The organism is Solirubrobacter soli DSM 22325, assembly GCF_000423665.1.
GTDB classification, from domain to species: domain Bacteria; phylum Actinomycetota; class Thermoleophilia; order Solirubrobacterales; family Solirubrobacteraceae; genus Solirubrobacter; species Solirubrobacter soli.
Window position 1 is genome coordinate 151,606 of record NZ_AUIK01000022.1, and the last position, 15,322, is coordinate 166,927.

Genomic DNA, 15,322 nt, shown 5'->3' on the forward strand with positions numbered 1-15,322 from the left:
CAATGGCTTCGGAGCGCTCAGTGAACGTCGGAGGCGTCCAGATCGGCGGCGGCGCCCCGGTCGTGGTGCAGACCATGACCAAGACCGAGACCGCCAATCTGCAGGCGACGATGGATCAGATCCGTCGCGTCGCCGATGCCGGAGCCGACATCGTGCGCGTGGCCGTCCCGCGCGAGAAGGACATCGAGGCGCTCAAGACGATCGTCGTGGAGTCGCCGATCCCCGTGATCGCCGACATCCACTTCAACCACACGCTCGCGCTGAAGGCGATCGACGCCGGCGCGCACTGCATCCGCCTGAACCCGGGCAACATCGGCGGGCCGGACAAGGTCGCCGAGGTCGCCGCGCGCGCGACCGCCGCGGGCACGCCGATGCGGATCGGCGTCAACTCCGGCTCGCTCCCCAAGCACCTGCACGAGCTCGAGTTCGAGAACCCGGTCGAGGCGCTCGTCCAGGCCGCCGTCGAGTTCGTCGACCTGATGGAGCGGCTGGACTTCACCAACTTCAAGGTCTCGCTGAAGTCGACGAGCGTCCCGAACACGATCGCCGCGAATCGCCTGCTCAGTGAGCGGATCCCGTACCCGCTGCACCTCGGCATCACCGAGGCGGGGACGAAGTGGTCCGGCTCGCTGAAGTCCGCCGTCGGGCTCGGCACGCTCCTGGCCGACGGCATCGGCGACACGATCCGTATCTCGCTGAGCACCTTCCACGCCGAGGAAGAGGTCAAGGTCGCCTGGGAGATCCTCAAGGCGCTCAAGCTGCGCGAGCGCGGTCCCGTGCTGATCGCCTGCCCGACCTGCGGGCGCCTGCAGTTCGACATGGACTCGGTCGTGGCCGAGGTCGAGCGCCGCCTGGAGGCCTACGACGACCCGATCGAGGTCTCGGTCCTCGGCTGCGCGGTCAACGGCATCGGCGAGGCCCGCCACGCCGACTTCGGCATCACCGGCGCCAAGGACATGGGGATGATCTACTCCAAGGGCGAGCCGATCAAGAAGGTCGCCACCGAGCAGCTCGTGGACGAGCTGTTCGTGGAGATCGACAAGTACTACGCCTCCGGCAAGCAGGTCACGCGCGACGCGGCGGCGGCCGCGGAGGCCGCCGCCTGGCTCGCCGAGGAAGAGGACGCGACGGCGATGACGCCGGAGCGCCTGGCGATGCTCGAGGCCGAGAAGGCCAAGGAGAACGCCGACGCGATCGACGAGGCGCTCTCGCCCGTCGCCGGCCGGCGCTTCACCCGCGCGTAGCCAGCACGGCGTAGTGCACGGTGAAGAGTCGCTCTCCGCGCAGCGGAGCGGCTCGCCATGCCGCCGCGCGCACGCCCCACTTGGCCGCCGCCTTCGCGCGCGCCGCGGCGCTCTCGGCGAAGAACGCGTGGTGGGCGTAGGGGAGGGGGTCGCTGAGCTCGCCGGTGACCTTCAGCCCCGCGCCGTCGATCCACTCCCGCACGTGCCCGCGGTTGAGCGCGTGCAGGTGCCCGATCCGCGCCGCCTCGGCGCGCTTGGCCGGCCGCGCCGCCGAGCGGTTGTCCTCCAGCGGCACCTCGACCAGGACCCGGTCCGCGACCCGCGCGGCCTCGCGCAACAGCGGCGCCGGGTCCGGGACGTGCTCGAGCACGTGCGAGAGCACCGCCAGGTCGTATGCGCGGTCATCGGCCGGGACGCGTTCGCCGTCGTAGGCCTCGAGCCGCCCGGCGCGCGGGATTCCGCGCCCACGGGCGATCTCGATCGCCGGCGGCGAGAGCTCGAAGCCGTCGAACGTCGCCTCCGGCCACACTTCGGCCAACGCCAGCAGCAGCGACCCGTCGCCGCAGCCGATCTCGACCACCCGCCGCGGCGAGACCCCCGCGCGGGCGGTCAGCGTACGGGCGTGGGCCGCCTTCGTGCGCGCGCCCAGCGCCCGCCAGCGGCCCATCTTCATGCCCTCGTCGTGCTCGAGCGAGTAGCCCGCGGTGTAGAACGCCGTGGGGTTCTCGCTCGCGTCCATCACAGCGCGGAGCCCGTCCGCATCTCGGTCTTCTCGCTCTTGGACGGATCGACGGAGCCTGAGAAGCTCGGCGCCGGCACCGCTCCGGGAACGAACGTCGCGGGCGTCCAGCGATAGCGGTAGAGGGCACCGGTCTGGATCGTGAGCCGGTGGGTCCACGTCCCGTCGGCCGCGGTCTTCACCGTCGCGACATCCGTGTAGTCGGCGGCGCCCTTCGGCTTGATCTGGACGACGACCTCGCCGGACGACGACGGGCGCACCTGGCCCCAGAGCCGCACCGACGTCGCCTTGCCCTTGCGCTCGATCACGAACGGCGCGGGGAACGTCGAGAGCACCGGCTTGGGCTTGCCGTTGTTGAAGCGCAGGCCCGTCTGCCAGCCGGAGTAGCGCTTCGTGCCGCCCCCGCGGTTGACCACCGGCTCGTCGTCCCACTGGTAGTAGGACAGCCCGCGCACCCGCTTGGACTTCCACGCCACGAATGCCGCCTGTTGCAGGTACTTCGTCTGGTTGGCGAGGCTGATGCCGACCGCCTTGTCAGGCGGGTTGGTCTGGTACCCGAACTCGGTCAGGTGGATGTTCCCGCTGACCCGCAGGCGCTTCTTCGCGCGCAGCTTGTCGAGCGTGTGGAAGAGCCGCGGCAGGTCGGCGAACTGCGCCTCGTCGGGATCCGGGTTGACCTTGTCGGGCGCGTTGAGCAGCGGGTGCGGGTGGTAGCCGAACGAGTCCGCCTGCGGCGCCTTGAAGCCCTTGCAGCGGCCCGTGCGGATGGTCCGGTAGGCGTTGTCGACGCACCCCATCTCACGCATGAAGATCAGCGGCTTGATCGGCGTGTTGGCGCTGATCGGCGGGTCCCCGACCGGCGCGAGCTCACCCATCACGACCTCCGAGCCGGGGTCGGCGGCGTGGACCTGAGGCGCCGCCGCGCGCACCAGCGAGCGGTAGACGTGCGGCGCGACCGGCGTGCAGTTGCGGCGCCGCTTGTCGCACTCCCACTGCGGTTGCAGCCAGCCTTGCTGGTTGGGCTCGTTCCAGATCAGGTAGCGGTCGACCAGGTCGCGGTACCGGGTCGCGACCGCGCGGGCGAACTCCGCGTAGGCGGCGGCGCTCGGGATCCAGCGCGGGTTGTGCTTGCTCGGATCGGTCGAGGCCCACAGCGGCCCCGGGCCGGTGATCGTGAGCATCACCCGCATCCCGTTGTTCTCGACCATGCTGACCGCCGCGTCGAGCGCGCCCCAGTTGTAGCCCTTGGAGTTCGGGTCCTTGGCGTTGAAGCCCGCCGGCTTGCGGACCGCACCGGTCTGCGGGGCGATCTCCCACCAGCGCGCGTGGATGCGGACGACGTCGACGCCGAGGTCGCGCCAGTCGGCGACGGCGAAGCCCGCGAGGAGCTGGTTGTTGAGCAGCAGCCCCTCGTCCTCCATGCCGAGCTCGAAGTCCGCCGCCCGCGCGGGCGTGGTCGCGACGCCGAGCATCGCCGCGATGACCATCAGAACTCCGAGCGCCCGCTTCACTTGGGCGACACCTCCGCTTGGCGCGACGTGTTCCCGTTCCAGGCCAGCCGCCACAGGCTGCCCGAGTTCGGCACCGAGGCGGTGAACGTGCCGTTCGCCGACGTCACCGGCACCGACTGCACCGTCTTGAACGCCGAACCGGCGCCGGACGCGACCTGGATGTCGACGGTCTGCGGCGTGCCGTTCGGGGCCGGGCGGACCTGCCCGTAGACGGTCACGTTCGCGCCCTTGCCGGACACCCAGATCGGCAGCTTGTAGGCCGCGTACGCGGGCTTGGGCGCCCCGGTCAGCAGCCGCAGGCCCATCTGGAATCCGGCGCCGATGTTGCGGTCGTCGACGATCTTGTACTGCGCGACTGTGTGCACCCGCGGGTTCTTGTACGCGATCCAGTCGGACTGGTTGATGTACTCCGCCTGCTGCTGGTCGGTGACGCCGAAGATCAGGTCGGGCTTGGTCTGCCAGCCGTGCTCGGTGTATTCGATCGGCAGCTTGGCCGGGATCCGCTTCAGCTTGGCGGCGTTGTCGAGCAGCTTCGTCAGGCGTGACGCGACGTTGATGGTGATCTCACCCGGGTTGACGCCCGATGTGGGCGGGCGCGAGCCGCCGCGCGTGTAGGGGTGATGCGCGTAGCCGGTGACGTTGAGCTTCTTGTAGCCGCCGCAGTGCTGGTCGGTGGCCTCCCCGCCGGTCAGGCGCTTGCCCTTGGTGTTCAGGCAGAAGACGCCGCGCAGGAACGTCTCGGGCGAGGTCTTGAGGATCTTCGAGGCGCACTTGGCGGGCACGCGCAGCGAGCGCTGGGCGCTGCAGCCCGACGGGTCGTCGCCCAGCGGCGCGGTCTCACCCAGCCAGATCTGGTCGGCGCGATGGCCGGTCCCGCGCAGACCGGCGATCGCCGACGTCGCGAGCCGGCGGTACAGGTAGGCCGAGGTCTGGACGGCCTGGCCGCCCTTCTTCTCGTACTGCGGGCTCAACCAGGAGCGCAGGTTCGGCTCGTTCCAGATCGACCACTTCTTCACGGTCGGATAGCGCGTGCCGAGTGCGCGGACGAACGCGCCGAACTCCTTCGGATCGGGCTTGCAGGTGCGCAGCGTCGCGACCGAGCCCTTGCACTTGGACGCCCACGCCGGGATTGGGCCCGTGGCGGTCAGCAGGACGTCCAGCCCGCGCGCCTGCGCGCCGGAGACGAACGAGTCGAGCATCCCGAAGGCGCCCGCCGGATACGCCGCCGGGTTCTTGCCGTCGAACCCCTTCGGCTTCTTCTTGGAGTTCGCCGACGGCGCGAAGCGCGACCAGATCACGTTGGCGCGGATCAGGTCCGCGCCGAGGTCTCTGGCCTCGTCGAGCGCGCGCGCCTGCTCCACCGGGCCGGAATCGAGCATCAGGGTCTCGTCTTCGATCAGCGACTGCTGATCCGGGGCGGCGAGGGCGGGTGTGGTGGGGGCGACGGCGGCACAGGCCACCGCCGCCACGAGAAACCGCCGGACGCGGCGTCGGGACGTCTCAGTCATCAAGGACATTCCAACGCCACGACCGGACAGGAGTTGCGGAGTGTCTGGTTACGCGACGGCCGCGTACAGCTCGGCGACCTTGCCCCAGTTGACCACGTTCCAGAACGCGTCCAGGTAGTCCGGGCGCTTGTTCTGGTACTTGAGGTAGTAGGCGTGCTCCCAGACGTCGGCGCCCAGCAGCGGGGTCTCGCCGGCCGACAGCGGGGAGTCCTGGTTGGCCGTCGAGGTGACCTTCAGGCCCGAGCCGTCGTGCACGAGCCACGCCCAGCCGGAGCCGAACTGGTTCACGCCGGCGTCCTTGAACTTGGCCTTGAACTCGTCGAAGGAGCCGAAGGCGCCGTTGATCGCCTCGGCCAGCGCGCCGTCGGGCGCGCCGCCGCCGTCGGGCGACAGGAACTCCCAGAACAGGGAGTGGTTGTAGTGGCCGCCGCCGTTGTTGCGGACCGCCTTCTGCTTGTCCGCGGGCAACGCGTCGAGGTTCTTGAGGATCTCCTCGATCGACGAGTCGGCGAACTCGGTGCCCTCGAGGGCCGCGTTGGCCTTGTCGACGTACGCCTGGTGATGCTTGTCGTGGTGCACGCGCATCGTCGCCTCGTCGATGTGCGGCTCGAGCGCGGCGTAGTCGTAGGGCAGCGGCGGGACTTCAAAAGCCATTCGGGCCTCCAATGTGCGGTGTTCGAACCCCTCGCCCGAGCGTTCTATCACCCCGGAGGCGTGAGCCCCGCCGACGTCGCCGCCGGCGGGGCCCTCCGATCAGGCCGAGACGACGCCGCTGAGCAGCAGCTGCGCGTCCAGCAGGACGATCAGCCGGTCCTCGCCGATCTTGACGATCGACTGGATCAGGCCGTCGTCGGAGACGGGGTTCGGCTCGATCTGATCCTCGGTGACGGTGCGCACCTGGTCGACCTGGTCGACCATCACGCCGGCCGCGCCGGCGCCGGTCTCGACGATGACGATGCTGTGGCCCTCGGACTCGGCGGCGAGGCCCATCCGCGCGCCGAGGTCGCAGACCGGGATGATCTTCCCGCGCAGGCTGATCACGCCCTCGATCCCGTACCCGCTGTCCGAGACCGGACGCGGGCGGACGTAGCGGATGATCTCCTGCACGTCCGTGATCGGCAGCGCGTATTCCTCGGCGGCGTAGGAGAAGACGACGATCTGCATCACGCCACCCCCGCCAGCTTGAAGCGCGAGACGAGCTGCGCGAGCTCCTCGCTGGTGCCCGCGAGCTCCTGCGCCGACGCGGCGATCTGCTGCGTGGAGGCGCTGGTCTGCTCCGTCGACGCCGAGACCTGCTCGGCCGAGGCGGAGGACTCCTCGGCGACCGCGGCCACCTCGGCGAAGTCGTCCTGCACGCGCTGGGACGCGTCGGCGACCTGGCCGATCGTGACGGCGATCTGGTCGACGCGGGTGCTCATGTCGGCGACGGACTCGCGGATGCGCACGAACGACTCGCGCGCCTGCTCGACCGTCTGCGAGCCCTCGGTGGTGCGCTGGGCGCCGGTCTCGACGACCTCGACGGCCCGCTGGGTCTCGCCCTGGATCTGGCCGATCAGGTCCGAGATCGAGGCCGCCGCGGACTGCGACTCCTCGGCCAGCTTGCGGACCTCCTCGGCGACGACGGCGAAGCCCTTGCCCTGCTCTCCGGCGCGGGCGGCCTCGATGGCCGCGTTGAGAGCGAGCAGGTTCGTCTGCTCGGCCAGGCCGGTGATCGTGGCGACGATGCCCGAGATCTGCTCGGACTTCGCGCCGAGCTCGCGGATCGCCTGCGTGGCCTCCGCGGAGGAGTTGCGGACGGACTCCATCGCGCCCGTCGCCTCGGCGACGGCCTGCGCGCCCTCGTCGGCCAGGCGGCTGGTCTCCTTCGCGACCTCGGCGGCCTCGCGGGCGTTGGTGGCGGACTCGTCGGTGGCGATCGCCATCTCGTTGGTCTGCGCGCGGGCCGACTCGATCGAGCGGACCTGGCGCTCGGAGCCCCTGGCGACCTCGCCGATGCCGCCGGCGATCTCGCCGATCGCGCGTCCGACCTCGTCGGACGTGGACGCCATCTCGCCGGAGCTGGAGGCGACGGACTTGGTGGACGAGGTGAGGACGCTGATCATCTCCGAAAGGCCGGCGCGCGTCGCGTTATAGGCGGCGACCGAGGCGACGGTGGCGTCGCGGATCTGGCCGACGGCCTCGGCGACGTCGCCGATCTCGTCGTTGGACGTGCGCTCGAGCGCCGGCGTCGTGGCCTCGACGGCGACCGTCAGGTCACCCTCGGACATCGAGCGCAGCGCGTGGTTGAGCTGCGCGGCGCAGTGGTCGCGCAGGCTGGAGAGGCGCTCGAGGATGACTTTCACGCCGCGCTCGATCCCGCGCGAGACCCAGAACATCAGGCCGAAGCCAACGATCAGCGAGAAGCCGAGCAGGAGGAAGGCGCGGGTGCGGTTGCGCGAGCCGGCGGCCGCGATGTCGGCCTGCTGGTGCTTGGCGAGCTCGTGCTTGGCCGTGTAGAGCGTGTTGAAGTCCGCGAGCGCGACGGTGATCGCGGGGGAGACGATGTTGCGGCTGTAGTCCGCGATCGCCTGGTCGTTGGCCGGGTCGGCGGCCGAGTCGACCATCTTGAAGAGCTTGTCGCGCATGCCGTAGTACGTGGCGAGGTCCTGCTCGACCTTGTCCATCGCGGCGCGCTCGTTCGGGGTGGTCACGGACTTGGTGACGGCCGCGAGGCGCTTGGTCACGTCGGCGTCGTTGGCCTTGACCTTGGCCAGGACCTCGGCGCGGGCGGCCGCGTCCTTGGCGTTGCGGTAGGTCGTCTGCTGCTGGCGGGTGTCGTTGAGCGATGAAGTCGCGAAGCCGAGGTCGACCAGCGGCGTGACGGCCTGGCCGAGGATCGTGTCGGACTTGTTGGTGATCGAGGACACGCTGGAGATCCCGAGCGCGCCGATCAGCAGCATGAGGGCGAGGAGGACCCCGGCGCTGCCGAGCAGTTTGGCCTTGATCGTGATCCGGCGTGCTGCGGGAACGTCAGACATGAGGCGTTCGTCCTGTCTCAGGAGGGCGTGGTAGGTGCGACATCACCGCTTATCGGTCCCCGCGGCCCGTCCTGGAATCGAACCTCCCCTGTTTGTCAGAACCCCCGGTCGACCCTCTAGGCTTCGCGCCCCGATGACCCGTCTGAGCCAGTACTTCCTTCCGACCGAGAAGCAGCCGCCCGCCGACGCCGAGGCCCTCTCGCACAAGCTGCTGGTGCGGGCCGGGATGATCCGGCAGGTCGGTGCCGGCCTCTGGAGCTGGCTGCCCGCCGGGTGGCGCGTGCAGCTCAAGACGATGCAGATCATCCGCGAGGAGCTCGACGCGATCGGCGCGCACGAGATGCTGATGCCGGTCCTCAATCCGGCGGAGATCTGGCGGCGGACCGGGCGCTACGACATCGACGAGCTGTTCAAGCTCAAGGACCGCAAGGGCGCCGACATGGTGCTGGCGCTCACCCACGAGGAGATCGTCACCACCCACGTCGCCCAGGTCGTGCGCTCCTACCGCGACCTGCCGCAGATCCTCTACCACTTCCAGACCAAGGGCCGCGACGAGGCCCGCCCGCGCGCCGGGGTCCTGCGCACGCGCGAGTTCATCATGAAGGACTCGTACACGTTCGATCGTGACGCGGCCGGGCTGGACGTCGGCTACGAGAAGCACCGCGTGGCCTACGACAGGATCTTCGACCGGTGCGGCCTCGAGTGGTACCGCGTCGACTCCGACGTCGGCATGATGGGCGGCACGGGCGCGCACGAGTACATGGCCCCTTGTCCGGCGGGTGAGAACGACGTCGCGCTGGCGCCTGACTACGCGGCCAACATCGAGGTCGCCACCGCGACGCCGCAGCCGGTCGAGCTGCCTGCCGAGCAGGCGGTCGAAGAGGTCACGACGCCGGGCGCGACCACGGTCGCCCAGGTGTGCGAGCAGCTCGGCGTGCCCGCGGGCGCGCTGATCAAGGCCTACCCGGTCATCGTCGGAGAGGACGAACTGCGGCTCGTGCTCGTCCGCGGCGACCATCGCGTCAACGACATCAAGCTCACCAACGCGCTCGGCGCCCCGTTCCGTCCCGCGCAGGAGGTCGAGTTCGCGGACCGGATCGGTCCCGCGGGCTACATCGGCCCGGTCGGCATGGAGGTGCCGATCCTGCTGGACTCCGCGCTGGACGGCGCGTCGTACATCTCCGGCGCCAACAAGGCCGACACGCACCTGCGCGGCGTCAAGCCGGGCCGCGACTTCCAGTTCACGGAGGTCGACGTGCGCACCGTCGAGGCCGGCGACACGGTCGACGGCCACCCGGTGCGGATCGAGCCCGCGATCGAGATCGGCAACATCTTCAAGCTCGGCACGCGCTACTCGGTGCCGCTCGGCGCGACGTTCCTCGACGAGGACGGCACGTCCAAGCCGATCTGGATGGGCTCCTACGGCATCGGCCCGGCGCGCATCGCCGCGGCGGCGGTCGAGCAGTTCGCCGACGAGGCCGGGATCTCCTGGCCGCGTGCGCTGGCGCCGTTCGACATCCACCTGGTGGCCGCGGGCAAGCCCGGCACCGACGAGTTCGTGGCCGCGGAGAAGCTCTATGAGGAGCTGCGCGCGACGGGCCTGGACATCGTCTTCGACGACCGGGCGACCGGGGCGGGCGCGAAGTTCGCCGACGCCGAGCTGCTCGGCGTGCCGCTGCGGCTGACGGTCGGCCGGCGGTCGCTGGAGTCGGGCGAGGTCGAAGCGCAGATCCGGCGCGGACGCGAGTCCCGCGCACTTCCCCTGGAGGGCGCGGCTCAGGCGGCCGCTGACCTGTGGGCGACGCTCCCGTAAAACGCAAGCTCACCTTCAAGCGGCTCTCCGGCCTGGACCGCACGGGGCCGCCGCCGCCCGAGACGGTGGCGGGCGCTCCGCTGCGCCCGTGGACGATCCCGAACGCCATCGGCTACATCCGGATGGCGCTGATCCCGGTCTTCCTCGTGCTCGCGCTGAACTCCGAGAGCGGCACCGACGCGCTGCCGGCGGTGCTGTTCGCGCTCATCGGCTGGGGCGACTACGCGGACGGGATCGCCGCGCGGGTGACCGGCCAGTACTCGCGGATGGGCGCGCTGCTGGACCCGCTGATCGACCGGATGCTGGTTCTGGCGGGCGTGATCGTGTGCTGGAAGTTCGAGCTGCTGCCGCGTTGGGCGCTCGCTCTGCTGGCCGCGCGGGAGCTGTTCATGCTGCTCCTGGCCCGGTATGCCATGCACCGGAAGGTCGAGCTGAAGATCAACTGGTTGGGCCGCTGGGGGGTGTGGCCGGTGTTCAGCGCACTCTTCTTCGCCCTGTGCGGGGTGCACTGGCTGGCCCTGGCATGCTTGTATGTGGGGCTCGTCCTCACGTTGGGGTCGACGGTCCAATACGTGCGCGATGGTCTCGCGCAGGCACGACTGCAAGGCTCGACCTGAGCTTGATGAACGCTATGCTTCGCCTTCCGTCTCGTCGCCTTTGAGGAGAGGACTCGCTTACAGATGGACACCTTCCCCGATCTCGGTTCGCTCTCCGATCAGGAGCTCAAGGACCTCATCCAACAGCTCACTGACGAGGAGCAGGAGGTGTCCTATCGACGGCGCATCCTGCACGGCAAGATCGACATCCTGCGCGCCGAGCTGGTCAACCGCCTGCGCAAGAAGCACGAAGGCGGCGAGGAAGTGATCTCGGGCGCGGACGTCCAGCGTCTGACCGACATCCTTGCCGGTCGTGCGACCGGCACCGGCGACGACATCTAGCCGCCTCGGAGGTACGGCCCTTGGCCCGTCACTGCCCAGAGTGCGGGTTCGTCGTCACGGAGGGGGCGAACTACTGCCAGCGCTGCGGCGCGTACGTCGGCACGCTTGAAGAGAAGCGCGACGACGCGACCACGGCTACCTACATGATCGACGAGCAGACCGGCGAGCTGCGGCCCGTCGACGTCGGCGACATCGCCGAGTCGACCGGCGCGCTCGTGATCCGCTCCGGCGGCGGCAAGGTCGGTCAGTCGTACCCGCTCGAGGGCGAGCGGCTGACGATCGGACGCTCGCCCGACGCCGAGATCTTCCTCGACGACGTCACCGTCTCCCGCGACCACGCCGTGCTCGTCCGTCGCTCGGGCGCCTGGTTCCTGGACGATTCCGGCTCCCTGAACGGGACCTACGTGAATCGGCGCAGGATCGAGTCGCACAAGCTCGAAGACGGCGACGAACTGCAAGTTGGCAAGTACAAGCTCACCTACCTGGCGCGTTGAGGTGGCCGTGTCCGACGACGCCGCCACCGGAGCGAGCGAATCTTCCAATGGCGGTAACGGTGAACCTCAGCTCGAGGAAGTACCGCGCCAGGCGAAGTCGCTGACGATCGGCGCTGTCTGCAAGGGGCTCCAGCAGGAGTTCCCGGACATCTCGATCTCCAAGATCCGCTACCTCGAGGACCAGAAGCTGCTGACGCCGCGGCGGACGCCGGGCGGCTACCGGCTCTACTCGGCGGCGGACGTGTCGCGGCTGCGGACGATCCTGCGCCTGCAGCGCGACGAGTTCTTGCCGCTGGCCGTGATCCGTCAGGAGCTGGCCGCCGGGCGCACGTTCGACGAGACGCCGGCGAAGCCCGCCGCGGGCTCCGGGGACGGCGAGCGTCGCGAGGTCGGGCGCCCGGGCGCGGCGCTGCGGCGGCTGACGCTGTCGGTCCGCGACCGTGGCGCGCAGTACTCCCTCGAGGACGTGGTCGAGCAGACCGGCGCCGAGCCGCGGCTCGTGCAGGAGCTCGAGGACTTCGGGATCATCAAGGGCGAGGTGCGCGAGGGCCGGCGCTTCTATGACGAGACCGAGCGCGAGATCGTCCGCTCGGTGTCCGAGCTGGCCCGCTACGGCGTCGCCGGCCGCAACCTCCGCGTCTTCAAGACCTCCGCCGAGCGCGAGGCGGCGCTGCTGCAGCAGATCCTCGCGCCCGCGCTGCGCTCCCGGAACCCGGAGCGGCGCAAGGAGGCCGTCGAGGCGCTCGAGAACCTCGCCGCGGTCGCTTCCCACCTGAAGCATCTGCTTCTGGTGCGCGATCTCCGCAAGATCGCCAAATGAATCTCCGGGAGTTCATCCGCGACATCCCGGACTTCCCCAAGACGGGGATCGTTTTCAAGGACATCACGCCGCTGCTGCTCGACGCTCGCGCCCTGGACTTCGCGGTGTCCTCGATCGCGGGCTACGCACGGCCGTTGAACGTGGATCTCGTCGTGGCCGCGGAGGCGCGCGGGTTCATCCTCGGCGCCGCGGTCGCCCGCGAGCTGGGCGTGGGGTTCGTACCGGCGCGCAAGCCGGGCAAGCTGCCGGCCGAGACGGTCTCGGCGGAGTACATCCTCGAGTACGGCGTCGACGCGCTGGAGATGCACGCCGACGCGCTGCGCGACGGCGTGCGGGTGCTCCTGCACGACGACCTGCTGGCGACGGGCGGGACGGCGCGGGCGCTCGGTGAGCTGGTCGAGGGCGCGGGCGGAGTCGTCGCGGGCTGCGCGTTCCTGGTCGAGCTCTCGTTCCTGGGTGGGCGGGAGCGCCTCGCGCCGTTCGACGTCCACACGCTGATCGCCTACGACGCCGAATGACCCCATCCCCCCGGAGGGAGCAGGTCTTCTGGGGCTGGGGCGAGCCCGGGGCGGGGCCGACGTTGCCCGAGCACGCGGTCGAGCTCCTGCGGGAGGAGATCGGCGTGTCGGGCGAGATCGTGTCGCGGCCGGTCCAAGCGTTCTCGCTGCCCGCGGCCCGCGGGGTGCCGGAGTTGCCGGGTGACGTGCGCACGGACGACGAGATCCGAGTGCTGCGGACCCGCGGGAAGTCGTATCTCGACCTGCTGGCGCAGCGCGCCGGCGAGTTCGCGTCGGCTCCCGCCGCCGTCGTCGCGCCGGCGGACGCGGCGGAGGTCGCCGCCGTGCTGCAGGCCTGCGCCGAGGAGGGCGTGGCGGTCGTCCCCTTCAGCGGCGGGACGAGTGTCGTCGGCGGGCTCGAGACCGATCGCCCGCACGTGTCGCTCGACCTGGGGCGGATGGATCGCTTGGTGTCGGTCGACGAGCGCTCGCGGCTGGCGGTCTTCGAGCCGGGGATCCGGCTGCCCGAGGCGGACGCGGCCTTGCGGCCGTACGGACTGGCGCTCGGGCACGTGCCGCAGTCGTACGAGTGGGCGACGGTCGGCGGGTGCGCGGCGACGCGCTCGGCCGGGCAGTCGTCGACCGGGCATGGGCGGATCGACGCGCAGGTCGCCGCGCTGGAGTGCATCACCCCGGTCGGCTCGCTGGCGACGCTGGACGCGCCCGGCACCGCCGCGGGGCCGTCGCTGCGGCAGCTCGTCCTGGGGTCCGAGGGGGCGTTCGGGGTGATCACGCGGGTGGCGTTGCGGGTCCGGCCGCTCCGGGACACCGCCTACGACGCGTGGACCGTCGGCTCGTTCATGGAGGGCGCGGACGCGCTGCGGCGGCTCGAGCAGGCGGGGATCGCCCCGGACATCGCGCGCCTGAGCGATGAGGAGGAGACGCGGCTCAGCGTCGCGTTGGCCGGCACGGGTTCCGTCGGGCGGCGGTTGCTGGAGGGGCGCTGCCTGCTCGTCTGCGGCTGGGAGGGCGCCGTCGGGCGCGCCTCTGCCGCGAAGGAGCTGCTGCGGAGCGGCGCGCGGCCGCTGGGCCCGGCGCCGGGGCGCGCGTGGGAGCGGTCACGCTTCGCCGGCCCGCACCTGCGCGACGACCTGATGGACCGCGGCGTGCTCGTCGAGACGCTCGAGACCGCGACGACCTGGGGGAACCTCTCGACCCTCTATGACGCCGTGCGGGGCGCTTTCGACGGCGTCCACGTCGGTTGCCACGTCTCGCACCTGTACCCGACGGGCGCGTCGCTGTACTTCACGCTCCTGGGCGCCCAGACCGAGGACCCGGCGGGCCAGTGGCGGGCGATCAAGGACGCGGCGACCCGCGCGATCGTCACGGCGGGCGGCACGATCACCCACCATCACGCGATCGGCCGCGACCACAAGCCCTACCTGGGCGACGAGCTCGGCGCGTTCGGCCTGGAGCTCCTGCGTGCCGTCAAGGAACGCTGCGACCCCGCCGGGATCATGAACCCTGGCGTGCTGCTCTAGCCGCACCCCTGCAGCCGGCGAACCCCTCGGCGACGTGCTCGAAGGCGCCGAGGTGCCTTCGCTTCATCTCGCGGACCTCGGCGCGATCCGACCAGCCGCCGGTGATCACGAGGCGGGTGTATGGGCCGGCGAGCCGCTCCATCCGGGCGAGGATGTCCGCCCCCGCCGCCCCGACCTCCTCGAGCGCGATCCGGTACTCGCTCGACTCCTCGCCATAACCGTCGATGACAGCTTGAAGCTTCTCGCCGGACCAGGTCGCGCCCTGCAGGACAGAGCGGCCGGGGACCGCATGGCGGCCGACCGTGAACCCGTCGGCGACCGCGCGGGCGACGGTCCCCGGGTCCAGCGGCGCGGTCGCCCGCAGGATCGCCTCGGCGGTGCCGCACGAGTCGAGCACGTCGCCCTCGCCCGCCGCGCCCGCGCCGACCGCCGCCGCCGCGTGGTCGTGCCCGCCGACCGCGAGCCGCGCCCCGTCGATGCCGGCGAGTCCGCTCCGGCTCCTCGCGCCGCCCCGCGAGTGTCGACTTTCTCGCGCTGTACTCGGCAAAGTCGACACTCGCGCGCGGCCCATCGGCGTTCCCGCCGGCGCGTGCGGCGGCGCCAGGCTCGCGGGCGCGTCCGCCCACGTCATCGCCGGCGCCCACGCCTCGCCCGTGTGCAGGTCGTAGAACCCGGTGCGCGAGGCGAGCGACGCCTCCGGGCGCGACTCGCCGCCGAGGCCGAGCACGATCCACTCCGCCACGTTGAACCAGCGCGTGCCCCGCTTCGCCTCGGGCCAGTTCCGGCGCATCCAGCCGTACTTGGCGAGCGTGCACATCGACGTCGGCGGCAGGCCGGTGCGGGCACTGAAGTCAGGCAGCGCCGCGAGCTCGGCCGCCTCCTCGGCTCCGCGCTCGTCCCACCACGCGATCGAGGGGACGACCGGGCGCAGCGCGTCGTCGGTGAGCACGCCGGTCTCGGCCATGCTCGCGATGCCGATCGCGGTCACCCGCCGGCCGTCGAGCGCCTGCTCGATCGCGTCCAGCGCCGCGCGCAGCAACGCGTCCGGGTCGAGCTCGTTCCCCTGCCAAGGCGTCGGCGCCCGGCCGTGGGCGATCTCGTTCCCGGAGGCGTCGACGACCGCCGCCTTGAGCGCCGTTGTGCCAACGTCCAGTCCGAGTGCGAGGTTGTCGATTTCCGCGGATCCCATTTGTCGGAGAG

General features: G+C 71.0%; 15 protein-coding genes. 8 read left to right on the top strand and 7 right to left on the bottom strand.

Annotated features, from left to right (window positions below; all coding sequences use genetic code 11):
• Positions 1-2 precede the first annotated feature (2 nt).
• Positions 3-1,244 (top strand): flavodoxin-dependent (E)-4-hydroxy-3-methylbut-2-enyl-diphosphate synthase, encoded by a 1,242-nt coding sequence (gene ispG, locus G569_RS49245; RefSeq protein ID WP_037497253.1) that lies wholly within the window; start codon positions 3-5, stop codon positions 1,242-1,244.
• Here the strand turns inward: ispG and G569_RS0117170 are convergent.
• The 6 genes from G569_RS0117170 to G569_RS0117195 form a co-directional block, all read right to left on the bottom strand.
• Complete coding sequence (locus tag G569_RS0117170) at positions 1,231-1,983, bottom strand: class I SAM-dependent methyltransferase (protein WP_028064315.1); 753 nt, start codon at positions 1,981-1,983, stop codon at positions 1,231-1,233. The two genes, ispG and G569_RS0117170, sit on opposite strands and share 14 nt — an antisense overlap.
• Entirely contained in the window at positions 1,983-3,494 is a 1,512-nt protein-coding gene (locus tag G569_RS0117175) for a cellulase family glycosylhydrolase (RefSeq protein WP_157592105.1), read from the bottom strand. Before G569_RS0117175 ends, G569_RS0117170 begins: the two co-directional genes overlap by 1 nt.
• On the bottom strand, positions 3,491-5,002 hold the full coding sequence (locus tag G569_RS0117180) for a hypothetical protein (protein WP_157592106.1): 1,512 nt from the start codon (positions 5,000-5,002) through the stop codon (positions 3,491-3,493). The genes G569_RS0117175 and G569_RS0117180 overlap by 4 nt, the downstream gene beginning before the upstream one ends.
• A gap of 48 nt (positions 5,003-5,050) precedes the next feature.
• Positions 5,051-5,656, bottom strand: coding sequence for a superoxide dismutase (locus G569_RS0117185; RefSeq protein WP_028064318.1), 606 nt, complete (start codon positions 5,654-5,656; stop codon positions 5,051-5,053).
• A gap of 99 nt (positions 5,657-5,755) precedes the next feature.
• Positions 5,756-6,166 (bottom strand): chemotaxis protein CheW, encoded by a 411-nt coding sequence (locus G569_RS0117190; RefSeq protein ID WP_037497257.1) that lies wholly within the window; start codon positions 6,164-6,166, stop codon positions 5,756-5,758.
• Positions 6,166-8,019: a methyl-accepting chemotaxis protein gene (locus tag G569_RS0117195; RefSeq protein WP_028064320.1), complete on the bottom strand. Its 1,854-nt coding sequence runs from the start codon at positions 8,017-8,019 to the stop codon at positions 6,166-6,168. Before G569_RS0117195 ends, G569_RS0117190 begins: the two co-directional genes overlap by 1 nt.
• 133 nt (positions 8,020-8,152) lie before the next feature.
• On the opposite strand from G569_RS0117195, the gene G569_RS0117200 reads away from it, so the two are divergent.
• The 7 genes from G569_RS0117200 to G569_RS0117230 all read left to right on the top strand — a co-directional run bounded on the left by G569_RS0117200 (position 8,153) and on the right by G569_RS0117230 (position 14,122).
• On the top strand, positions 8,153-9,832 hold the full coding sequence (locus G569_RS0117200) for a proline--tRNA ligase (RefSeq protein WP_028064321.1): 1,680 nt from the start codon (positions 8,153-8,155) through the stop codon (positions 9,830-9,832).
• Positions 9,814-10,449 (top strand): CDP-alcohol phosphatidyltransferase family protein, encoded by a 636-nt coding sequence (locus tag G569_RS58220; protein ID WP_053226504.1) that lies wholly within the window; start codon positions 9,814-9,816, stop codon positions 10,447-10,449. The genes G569_RS0117200 and G569_RS58220 overlap by 19 nt, the downstream gene beginning before the upstream one ends.
• A 63-nt stretch (positions 10,450-10,512) precedes the next feature.
• Positions 10,513-10,770, top strand: a complete 258-nt coding sequence (locus G569_RS0117210) for an RsiG family protein (protein WP_028064322.1) — start codon at positions 10,513-10,515, stop codon at positions 10,768-10,770.
• Positions 10,771-10,790: 20 nt separating this feature from the next.
• Positions 10,791-11,264 (top strand): double zinc ribbon and FHA domain-containing protein, encoded by a 474-nt coding sequence (locus G569_RS0117215; protein WP_028064323.1) that lies wholly within the window; start codon positions 10,791-10,793, stop codon positions 11,262-11,264.
• 7 nt (positions 11,265-11,271) lie between these two features.
• Positions 11,272-12,084, top strand: a complete 813-nt coding sequence (ftsR, locus tag G569_RS49255; RefSeq protein WP_053226533.1) for a transcriptional regulator FtsR — start codon at positions 11,272-11,274, stop codon at positions 12,082-12,084.
• Complete coding sequence (locus tag G569_RS0117225) at positions 12,081-12,602, top strand: adenine phosphoribosyltransferase (protein WP_028064324.1); 522 nt, start codon at positions 12,081-12,083, stop codon at positions 12,600-12,602. The genes ftsR and G569_RS0117225 overlap by 4 nt, the downstream gene beginning before the upstream one ends.
• Positions 12,599-14,122 carry an FAD-binding oxidoreductase gene (locus G569_RS0117230; protein ID WP_028064325.1) on the top strand — a complete coding sequence of 508 codons (1,524 nt, stop codon included), beginning with the start codon at positions 12,599-12,601 and terminating at the stop codon, positions 14,120-14,122. The genes G569_RS0117225 and G569_RS0117230 overlap by 4 nt, the downstream gene beginning before the upstream one ends.
• On the opposite strand, the gene G569_RS0117235 is transcribed toward G569_RS0117230, so the two are convergent.
• A complete protein-coding gene (locus tag G569_RS0117235; RefSeq protein ID WP_028064326.1) occupies positions 14,097-15,311 on the bottom strand; it encodes an FGGY family carbohydrate kinase in 1,215 nt (404 codons plus the stop codon). The two genes, G569_RS0117230 and G569_RS0117235, sit on opposite strands and share 26 nt — an antisense overlap.
• Between the last annotated feature and the right edge of the window lie 11 nt (positions 15,312-15,322).